The following is a 9,907-nucleotide window of genomic DNA, read 5'->3' on the forward strand; positions in this document are numbered from 1 at the left end:
AAAATACAAAATACACTTACTAATAGCATAGTAACTACAATCATTGATTTAATTATGACTATCAGCGTTACTATTATGATGTTCCTTTATGGAGGATGGCTAACTTGGGTAGTGATAACTTTTTCCATTATCTATTTAATACTTCGGTTTGTAACCTATTTTACTTACCGCCAGATTACAGAAGAGCAAATTATTAAGAGTGCAAAATCTACTTCTCATTTTATGGAAACGCTTTATGGTATCGCAACAATAAAATCTCTTGGATTAAATAAAAAGAGAGAAGAATATTGGATGTCATTGAATGCTGATGCTTTTAATACATCAATTAGAGTAACGAAGTTAGATATGCTTTTTTCTGGCATTCATACTTTTATTTCTACCTTAGAACAAATTTTAATCTTATGGATTGGTGCAACAATTGTTATGGATAATATGATGACAGTTGGAATGTTTATGGCATTTAATTCCTATAGAGGCTCCTTTTCCTCCAGAATGGGAAACCTAATTAATATTTTCTTTAATTTTAAAATGCTTTCTTTACACAGAGAAAGGATTGCCGATATTGCTTTAACTGAAATTGAAAATAGCATACACTCCTCACCATTTTCTTTATCAGAAGAACAAAAAGGTTTATCTATTTTAGTGAAAAATCTTACCTTTCAATATGATCAATTTACACAACCTATTCTTGATAATTTAAATTTAGAAGTTAATGCTGGAGAAAGCATAGCAATCTCCGCGAAATCAGGCGCAGGTAAAACAACCTTACTAAAATTAATGTCGGGACTCTTGAGACCAACAAAAGGAGAAATTTATATCAATAATATTGATATTAAAAACTTAGATAGTTCACATTATCGCCAACATATTGCAACGGTGTTACAAGAAGATAAGTTTTTCTCTGGCTCAATTTTAGAAAATATTGTCTGCTTTGATAATCAGTATGATAAAGAATTTGCCATTCAATGTGCAAAACAAGCGCAAATTCATAATGAAATAATGAAGATGCCAATGAATTATGAAACGTTGCTTGGAGAACTAGGCAATAACCTTTCAGGAGGGCAAAGACAAAGATTATTTATTGCGCGAGCTCTCTATAAAAGGCCTAAAATTCTTTTTATGGATGAAGCAACAAGTCATCTTGATGAAGAAAATGAAAGAAAAATTAATGATGCAATAGCTAAACTAAAATAACTAGAGTAATAGTTGCCCATCGTCAATCTACTATTGAAAGTGCTGATCGATGTATAAATCTATAAAGCTAACCTTGATATAATTATTGTAATATGAGTTTTATAAAATCCTTAATACTAATAATTTAACCTATGATTTAATCTATGAAATATTTATAAGAAGCCTAAAAATACGATAGAGAAAATCATTGTAAATATATTACTTATCGCAGTGATATTTAAATTTATTACCCTCTGTTTACATCTAAAAAATAAAGAATAAATAATCCAATTTATTCAAATTTATATGTTGTTGCTTTTATCACTTGATGATTTTTTGTATAATGCAATCGTTTTCGTTATTTTTTAGATTGAGGGATAGTCTATGTCAAGACCACTAAACTTTGTGATGATTTCACCCCATTTCCCAACCAATTTTGAAACCTTTGCCGTGCGCTTGCGGGAAAATGGTTTCAACACCTTAGGCATTGCCGATACGCCTTATGAGCAACTAAGTGAAAATTTGCGCAATGCGCTGACGGAATATTATCGCGTGGATAATATGGAAGATTACGATCAGGTTTATCGCGCGCTGGGCTATTTTGCGCATAAATATGGGCGTATTGATCGCATTGAATCGCACAATGAATATTGGCTTGAGCTAGACGCGAAACTTCGCACTGATTTCAATGTATTTGGTTATAAAAATGAAGATATGAAATCCATTAAAACCAAATCAAAAATGAAAGAAATCTTCCGCCAAACGGGCTTAAAAGTGGCGAAAGGACGTGTATTTGAAAGCGATGAAGATGCCAGAAAATTAGCACACGAATTGCATTATCCCGTGATTATCAAACCGAATTCTGGCGTGGGCGCGAGCGATACTTATAAGATTAAAAATGCGCAAGAATTGGAAAACTTCTTCAGCCATAAAAATCCCAACGTGGAATACATTATGGAAGAATTTATTGACGGCGATATTGTTACCTTTGACGGCTTAACGGATCGCGATGGCAATATTGTGTTTTATTCCAGCCTTGAATATTCCGAAGCGGTGCTGGATACCGTAGAAAAAGATGGCGATATGTTCTATTACGTTCCTCGTGAAATTTCGCCAAAATTGGTGGAACTCGGCAAACAATGCGTCAAAGCCTTTAATGTGAAAGAGCGGTTCTTTCATTTCGAGTTTTTCCGTGTGAAGAAAACTAACGAATTATTGCCATTAGAGGTGAATTGTCGCCCACCGGGTGGTTTAACCATTGATATGTGGAATTATGCCAATGATTTCGATGTATTCAATGAATATGCGCATATTGTGAAAGACAACCAATTCCACGCGCAAATTTCGCACCCTTGGAATGTGGTGTATATCTCTCGCAAGGCAAATCAGCATTATGCTCATTCCATTGCCGAAGTGTGCGAAAAATTTCCACACAATATCATTAGCGTACAGCAAGTGCCGGGCGTATTTGCCAAAATTATGGGGGAAGAAGGAATATTGGCACGCACGCCAAGCCTTGAACAAATGCGTGAAATTATTCAATTTGCTCATCAAAAACACTAGGAGGAAAAATGTTTTTTGAACGCCGTCATCATTGGAGCGGAGAACTTGGCCGCGAAATGCCTTTTAATGTCTATGGCCACAGCGGCAAACCTGTGATTGTTTTTCCTTCATCAGGGGGAAATGAAAACGAATATGGCAATTTTGGAATGATTGACGCCTGCCGTTCTTTCATTGAACGCGGTTTACTCAAATTTTACACCCCTGATTCTTTTGATAAGGAATCTTGGCTCGCGGATCACAAATCAGGGCAAGATATGGCGCAGGCACACAATGCTTATGATCGCTATATTATCAATGAGTTAGTGCCATTAATTCGCTTTGAGTCCCAATGGCAAGGTGCAATGATCGCCACTGGTTGTAGTATGGGCGCATTCCACACCATAAATTTCGCCTTACGTCACCCTGATCTTTTTGATACTGCCATCGCCTTAAGTGGCGTGTATGATGCGCGTTTCTTCACAGGAGAATTTCACGACAACGCGGAAGTCTATTTTAATTCCCCCATTGATTATTTATGGAATCAAAACGATCCGTGGTTTTTAGAGCGCTACCGCCAAAACTATTACATAATCGCCGTTGGGCAAGGTGCTTGGGAAGAACAACACATCGCCGACACCGCTCGCTTACAACAAGCCTTCCAAGCCAAAGATATTCCCGCTTGGTTTGACTTTTGGGGAACAGATGTGGACCACGACTGGCCTTGGTGGCGCGTACAAATGCCTTATTTCTTAGGGAAGTTGGAAGAACATGGGCTATTAAAATAGAAAAAGCGGATTGATATTCCGCTTTTTCACTTATTGAAGCTATTTACCCAACAACGCAAAATGCAAAAACTCGACAAAATGATCTGCCCAGTGCATTTCGTGGTGGATTTCGTTTGCCATAATGCGTAAACGGATATGGTCGAGCGGCTGCCCTGTGCGTAACAAAGCCTGATAATAACGCAGGGTGCAATCAATGTAGGCTTGGTTCATATTAGAAATAAATTGTGAATCCATTTCATCGCCTTCATTTGTACCAACTTGGATAAATACACGGCTTTGTGGTTGTAAAGGGTGATGATGAATAAAGTGCATAAACGCAGGCTCACTAAACCAAGATGCAAGGGAAAACACGCCCAAGTGTCCAAAAATGTGCGGATACGCCGCGCCCATATAAGCGGTGATAATGCCACCCATTGAGCTACCAGCAAGCAAGGTGTTTTCTGCATTTGGCAAAGTGCGGTAGGTTTTATCGATAAATGTTTTAACCTCATTAACCACCCATTGCGCATATTCCGCACCACGTCCGCCCACATTGCGCACGTCATCGTTATTGCCCACATCCGTCCGCCAAGGGGCATATTCGTTCAGCCGTTCCGCCCCTGCATTATCAATGCCGACAATAATGAGTTTCGGCAAATGTTGATAATGCTTAATGGTAGGAATAATTTTCCACGAATGGCCCGAATAGGATTCTTTGCTATAAAACACATTTTGCCCATCGTGCATATAAAGCACAGGGTAATGCTGCCAAGGTTCGTTGTGATAATCTTTTGGCAGCAACACGCGCACACGGCGGTGGTGATGGTAATAAGGCACATAAAGAAAATGCTCTTGCATTTCCAGATAATGATTAAACGCACTCATCTTTTAACTTCTATAAAAAACGCTGGCAAGCCCAGCGTTTATCACAAATTATTTTCTCGCCAATGGTGGAACGAAAGTGATGCCCATATCCCAAGGCTGTTCAATCCAAGTGTTTTGTGGAATATCGATTACATAATCGTCCACTAAATCCGCCCCTGCCGGTTTTGCAAAACCGTTACAAAACGGGCATTTGGATAAAGTTCACGAATGGCACGCGCTGTGTTGCCAGTATCCACTAATCATCGACCACGATAAAGCCTTCGCCGCCGTTAGGCACTTGCGCAGCGTGTAAAACATTTAATTCGCCTTGCTGATTATGATCGTAGCTTGCGATACACACAGTTTCAACGTGGCGAATGCTCAATTCACGCGCCAATACCGCAGCAGGAAACAATCCCCCACGGCTCACTGCAATAATGCCTTTCCATTGTGATGCTGGCAATAAACGTTCAGATAATTTGCGTGCGTGCATATGGAACATATCCCAAGTCACAACATATTTTTCACTCATAACTCACCTTAACTTAAGAAAGGAGCGGAAACCGCCCAATAAATAAAATTGCGTTAGGATAACTTGAAACCAATTTTTATGCTATTATTTTGATGAATTTTTTTCATTTGAGGAAAAAACTATGTCTGAAATCCAACAACTTCAACCTACCTTGTTGTGGAAATGGTTCGATCAAATTTGTGCCATTCCTCACCCCTCTTATCACGAAGAAGCACTGGCTAATTTCATCGTAAATTGGGCGAAAGAAAAACAGTTTTTTGTCGAACGTGATGAAGTCGGCAATATTTTAATCCGCAAACCAGCCACGAAGGGAATGGAAAACCGCCCGTCAGTGGTGCTACAAGCTCACCTTGATATGGTACCTCAGGCGAATGAAGACACGCCACACAATTTCCAAACCGACCCAATCCAACCCTATATTGAGGGCGAATGGGTAACTGCCAAAGGCACAACCTTAGGGGCGGATAACGGTATCGGCTTGGCTTCTGCCCTTGCCGCATTAGAAGATGAAAATCTTGCTCACCCAGAGTTAGAAGTGTTGCTCACAATGACCGAAGAGCAAGGAATGGAAGGGGCGATTGGTTTGCGTCCAAATTGGTTGAAAAGCCAGCTAATGATCAACACCGACACCGAAGAAAACGGCGAAATTTATATTGGCTGTGCGGGTGGCATCAATGCCGATTTAACCATTCCTGTACAACAAATCGCCAACCCTTACGCGAACAGCTATCAGCTCGTGTTAAAAGGCTTGAGAGGCGGACATTCTGGCGTGGATATTCATACGGGACGTGTGAATGCGATCAAAACCCTTGTGCGTTTCCTTGCTCATCTCAATCAACATTATTCGCACATTGAATTTGCCATCAGCCAAATCAATGGTGGTTCTGTTCGCAATGCCATTCCCCGTGAAGCCTTTATTACCCTATCTATTGACGGTGATGTTGCCCCATTACAAAGTGCGGTGGAAAATTTTGAAGTTTTATTAAAAACAGAATTAGCCATTGCCGAACCCAATCTGAGCTTGTTCTTACAACCTGTTGAAAAACCAGCACATATTTTTGATAGCCATTCACAAAATAACGTAATCAACCTATTTAATGCCTTACCAAACGGCGTGATTCGTTACAGTGATGCAGTAGAAAATGTAGTGGAAACCTCACTCAGTTTAGGCGTGCTAAAAACCTCAGACAACCAAGTGAACGCCACAATTTTAATTCGCTCATTAATTGAAAGCGGCAAATATTATGTGCAAGAAATGCTGAAATCTTTGACCGCACTTTGTGGCGCAAGCGTCAATTTCGCTGGCAATTACCCAGGTTGGGAACCTCACCCAGACAGCAAAATCTTAGCCTTAACCAGCCAAATTTACGCGGAGATTTTAGGCCATCAACCTGAAATAAAAGTGATTCACGCAGGGTTAGAATGTGGCTTGCTGAAAAAAATCTACCCTAATTTAGACGTAGTTTCTATCGGCCCAACTATTATCAATGCTCATTCCCCTGATGAAAAAGTGCATATCCCCGCCGTACAAACCTACTGGCAATTACTCACCAGAATTTTGGCTGAAGTGAAGTAATTCATTAAAATATAAGTGCGGTGGAAAATTTCTGTATTATGTAGCATCTTCACAAAGTCTGAAAATTGACTAAATTCACATAAAAAAGCCCTTATTTTTATAAGGGCATTATTTTTCTATTGCGTATTCTATACTCTTGCGTTTATTTTTCCATTTTCTTCTAGAGAGTTTATCTCTATGTCCTTAATAGCATTTACTCCATCATTGTAGGATAAGCTTGTTCAAAAAGTGCAGCATATTCAGGTTGAGTGAGATGGTCGGGCAATGTAGATAAACTTTATCTCAGGCAACACTACACAGATAATACAGATCATTTGATACGGTATGCCGCCCTCCGTTTCAAACATTTCATAAGTAAATTGTATTCCAAAGATGGCAACGATAGCTTGGTTATCAGCAATTTCATACGCACCATAAAAGACAAGTGAGTGACGAGGTAAAGTACTAACGACTTTTACTAACTGTCCTAAATTGAGAAAGAACAGTAAGTAAGCATAATCTTTGACATTCGAATACCTCTGAGCCAGGTTCACGCATAAAGGTTTTTGAAAGACTCGTAGTCCATCTTTTTTAAATCCACGTTGAGTGACAAGTGTGTCATTGTTTCCATTGGAATTCCTTGTGTTTTTTTGAATTATTTAGGCAACAGCTAAATACTGGTTATCGTTTGATGCTTCTAAACACAAACTTTCCAATCCAAATTTTGTAAGCTTTTCTTATTTCTCTGCCAGTAGTCTGCTAAATCACGTGATGGTTTAGTGTTCAAGCAACGTTTTAGTACGTTGTCGAATTTGCCTTTATTTGTATCTCACAACATGTGGCTTCATGGGTGTAGTGCAATATATAGTTATTCCCATCTTATGATAAAAACCCATAATCATTCGTCTGAATCTGGTAAAAAGAAGAATTCCACAAGGTTCTTCGTGATACCATCTATAGAACGATATTTTTACTAATATCTTGTGTCTTTTCAATCGCTTCACGAAGTTTATACAACAACGCCAACAAGGTCTTATATTGCACGTTAAGGAAGTATGAAAACTCAATAGAAGAAATACCCTTACTTTTAATCACAAAACAGTAAATGGCTTCCAATAACTTTTTTTAGGGAAAGTTTGGCGTTCTGAAAAATCGTTCCACTTTTGTTCGAAAAACGATTCTGGCAATGTTTGCACTGCCATTACTTGCTAGAAGGAAGAAAATAGGCTTCGTAGCGGATGCCACAATGCCAACAGCTGACATTATAGGTATTATCGAGATTCCCCAAACGATGAGCTTTTAAAAGATGAAAAGCTTCTTCAGTTAAGTGAAAAAGGTATTCAAGATTTGCTAAACGCTAGACACAAAAGACCAGCCATCAGAAAATCCAAATCGACTCAAAGCGTTTACGTCTCAAATACCATTACTCATAAGGAATTTATGAAAGGATCATTTTTTTAATAAGGTAAATCGTAAATATTAAAACAAGAGAGATTCATCAAATGAATTTTTCCGCTACCTAAATATTCGCTACGCACCTATTAATGTGTGCTGATTGATGGTTGAATAAAGTTACATTTTGGCTAGTTGCATAATTTACTGGAAAGCTATGCCTTACAAATTTGTATTAAATACAGCTTGTCAAGTTCCTTATTAGAATCCCTTTAGATATAAAAATAACTACCCATTTTGTTCACTTAACTTCATAAAATTAATGGATGGTAGTATTATTGGTTCAAAACCTGAATTAGTTAAAAATGTAGCTATAAATGCTCTAAAGAATGGAAAAGCAATAGCTGGAGCATTTACCGTAAGAAACTTACTTTTCTTTACTTCCTCATCAATAGGAGTATCAGTTTCAAAAATTGATTGATATTCAACTTTTAATATAAACCCTTCTTTAATCTGAAATTCAGATTTAAATGTCACAGCAAAATGTTGTGCATTTTGTAAATCATCAATTTCATCAAGAATACCAATAGCAACGCCTAATGAAAAACCATTTTCATTTTGGTTTAATTCATCTTTTATTTTAGTTAAATACAATTCTTGAACATTAAAGTGTTTTAACTGTAAGGAAATTGGTTTGTTAAACATTTATTACCTCTTTTCTTAAATTATGCAGCTAAAGAATAATCATAAATATTATCATTTGCTGCATCATATAAATCAGTACATTCCTGTTCTCTATCAATTAGTTTTATATTTCTAATATCAACAAACTCTATATTACCTACATAAGCTTTTTCTGGAAAAAAATATTTCGCCATTCATATTGTTTATCTACCATCAGCTCTTCTAACCCGAAAATGAAGTTTTCAGTAGTAATAATATCATACTCAACACAATTACTTTCTGACTGTTCAATGAAATAATCAATAAACTCACCAATCGTCATTCCTGAGTAGTTATCATTTAGAGTTTTGAATGTTGACATAAATTCTTCTGATGATGAGTTAACAATCCAATCAGTAGTATTTTGTAACGCATTGTATTTATCATTCATTTTAGTTACCTTTATAATTAAAGATGAATTGTTCTTTATTACTTATAAAAATACTTTTATACTTTCCAACTTCTATTCTTTTCGCACAAAATAGTAGTTTTTTATTTTTTTAGGAAACGTAGATCATTCAAAAATAGTTGTTGTCTAGAAGGTATTGGAATTAACTCTCTTTGTTTTTTTCTTCTGTAAATTTATATAAATAAGTATCTGTGCTACTATAGTCCATAGCTTTTACTGCATCGTATCTAAATTTATGTTGATCATCTTTAGATATTACGCGAAAGTGATCTAAAACCTTAGATATAGGAATATTTCTAGCATCTGATTTAGAACCTAACTCTCTCCCCATTCGTTCAGCATATATTTGTATTTGTTTCACAAAAAAAGTTGATCTTTCACATTACCAACTAGATCTAAAAATGAATCCTTAGGAATATCAACCAAATACTCAGTAATAGCATATCCTTTAGGATATTTATCTTTTAGTAATCCCCATTTATGAGCAAAGAATTCACTATCAGTCCAAAAGTAATATCCATTTCCTAACCATTGTGGAGTTGTGGTAATACACCTGTACGGTGAATTCTCAAATATAGAAATTAACGATCCCTCTAAATGACAAGTATGGTAAACAGTAAAAATTAAACTCATATTTTATATAATTTTAAGTAATTAACTCTCTACTTTTCTCTTCTGAACTCAAAACTGTGATATGCAATAACTTTATGTTTAAAGCGTTCAGTCATACATGATAAGAAAGTGAAACTATTAAACTTACTTAGTTTATCATAACATAAAACCTGTTCAAAGTCACATTAGGGTAGATTAATTTTAGGGCTGTATTAGATTAGCAGTTATGTTAGTCTATAAAAATGAAGATAACTCATTGTAAAATCAAGGAGGTGATTAGCTACCCCATTTGGCTCAAGATTCCAATGACATTTTTGCATGTGAAATTGAACTAGATGAAA

At 36.7% G+C, this 9,907-nt stretch carries 8 protein-coding genes and 1 pseudogene; 4 read left to right on the forward strand and 5 right to left on the reverse strand.

What is annotated here, in order from left to right:
• From C3Z13_RS08365 to C3Z13_RS08375, 3 genes are all read left to right on the forward strand, one after another.
• Positions 1 to 1,194: peptidase domain-containing ABC transporter (locus tag C3Z13_RS08365; RefSeq protein ID WP_245872600.1), on the forward strand; the 1,194-nt coding region annotated here is incomplete at its 5' end.
• A gap of 363 nt (positions 1,195 to 1,557) precedes the next feature.
• A complete protein-coding gene (locus tag C3Z13_RS08370; protein WP_103855616.1) occupies positions 1,558 to 2,736 on the forward strand; it encodes an ATP-grasp domain-containing protein in 1,179 nt (392 codons plus the stop codon).
• Positions 2,737 to 2,744: 8 nt separating this feature from the next.
• Positions 2,745 to 3,500, forward strand: a complete 756-nt coding sequence (locus tag C3Z13_RS08375; RefSeq protein WP_103855617.1) for an esterase family protein — start codon at positions 2,745 to 2,747, stop codon at positions 3,498 to 3,500.
• Positions 3,501 to 3,539: 39 nt separating this feature from the next.
• On the opposite strand, the gene C3Z13_RS08380 is transcribed toward C3Z13_RS08375, so the two are convergent.
• Both C3Z13_RS08380 and gpt read right to left on the reverse strand, forming a co-directional pair.
• Positions 3,540 to 4,364, reverse strand: coding sequence for an alpha/beta hydrolase (locus tag C3Z13_RS08380; protein ID WP_103855618.1), 825 nt, complete (start codon positions 4,362 to 4,364; stop codon positions 3,540 to 3,542).
• A 48-nt stretch (positions 4,365 to 4,412) separates the two neighbouring features.
• A pseudogene (gene gpt, locus C3Z13_RS08385) lies at positions 4,413 to 4,875 on the reverse strand (xanthine phosphoribosyltransferase).
• Positions 4,876 to 4,996: 121 nt separating this feature from the next.
• Between gpt and C3Z13_RS08390 the strand changes: the two are divergent.
• The gene (locus C3Z13_RS08390) at positions 4,997 to 6,451 is read left to right on the forward strand and encodes an aminoacyl-histidine dipeptidase (RefSeq protein ID WP_103855619.1); all 1,455 of its coding nucleotides are present in this window, start codon (positions 4,997 to 4,999) and stop codon (positions 6,449 to 6,451) included.
• A 1,659-nt stretch (positions 6,452 to 8,110) separates the two neighbouring features.
• Here C3Z13_RS08390 and C3Z13_RS08405 read toward each other — a convergent pair.
• The 3 genes from C3Z13_RS08405 to C3Z13_RS08415 all read right to left on the reverse strand — a co-directional run bounded on the left by C3Z13_RS08405 (position 8,111) and on the right by C3Z13_RS08415 (position 9,315).
• Positions 8,111 to 8,527, reverse strand: a complete 417-nt coding sequence (locus tag C3Z13_RS08405; RefSeq protein WP_103855620.1) for a protein-export chaperone SecB — start codon at positions 8,525 to 8,527, stop codon at positions 8,111 to 8,113.
• Positions 8,528 to 8,663: 136 nt separating this feature from the next.
• Positions 8,664 to 8,936, reverse strand: coding sequence for a hypothetical protein (locus C3Z13_RS08410; protein WP_103855621.1), 273 nt, complete (start codon positions 8,934 to 8,936; stop codon positions 8,664 to 8,666).
• Between the two features lie 160 nt (positions 8,937 to 9,096).
• Positions 9,097 to 9,315, reverse strand: coding sequence for a hypothetical protein (locus tag C3Z13_RS08415; protein ID WP_103855622.1), 219 nt, complete (start codon positions 9,313 to 9,315; stop codon positions 9,097 to 9,099).
• Positions 9,316 to 9,907 lie beyond the last annotated feature (592 nt).

This window comes from Avibacterium endocarditidis, from assembly GCF_002921145.1.
Taxonomy (GTDB): domain Bacteria; phylum Pseudomonadota; class Gammaproteobacteria; order Enterobacterales; family Pasteurellaceae; genus Avibacterium; species Avibacterium endocarditidis.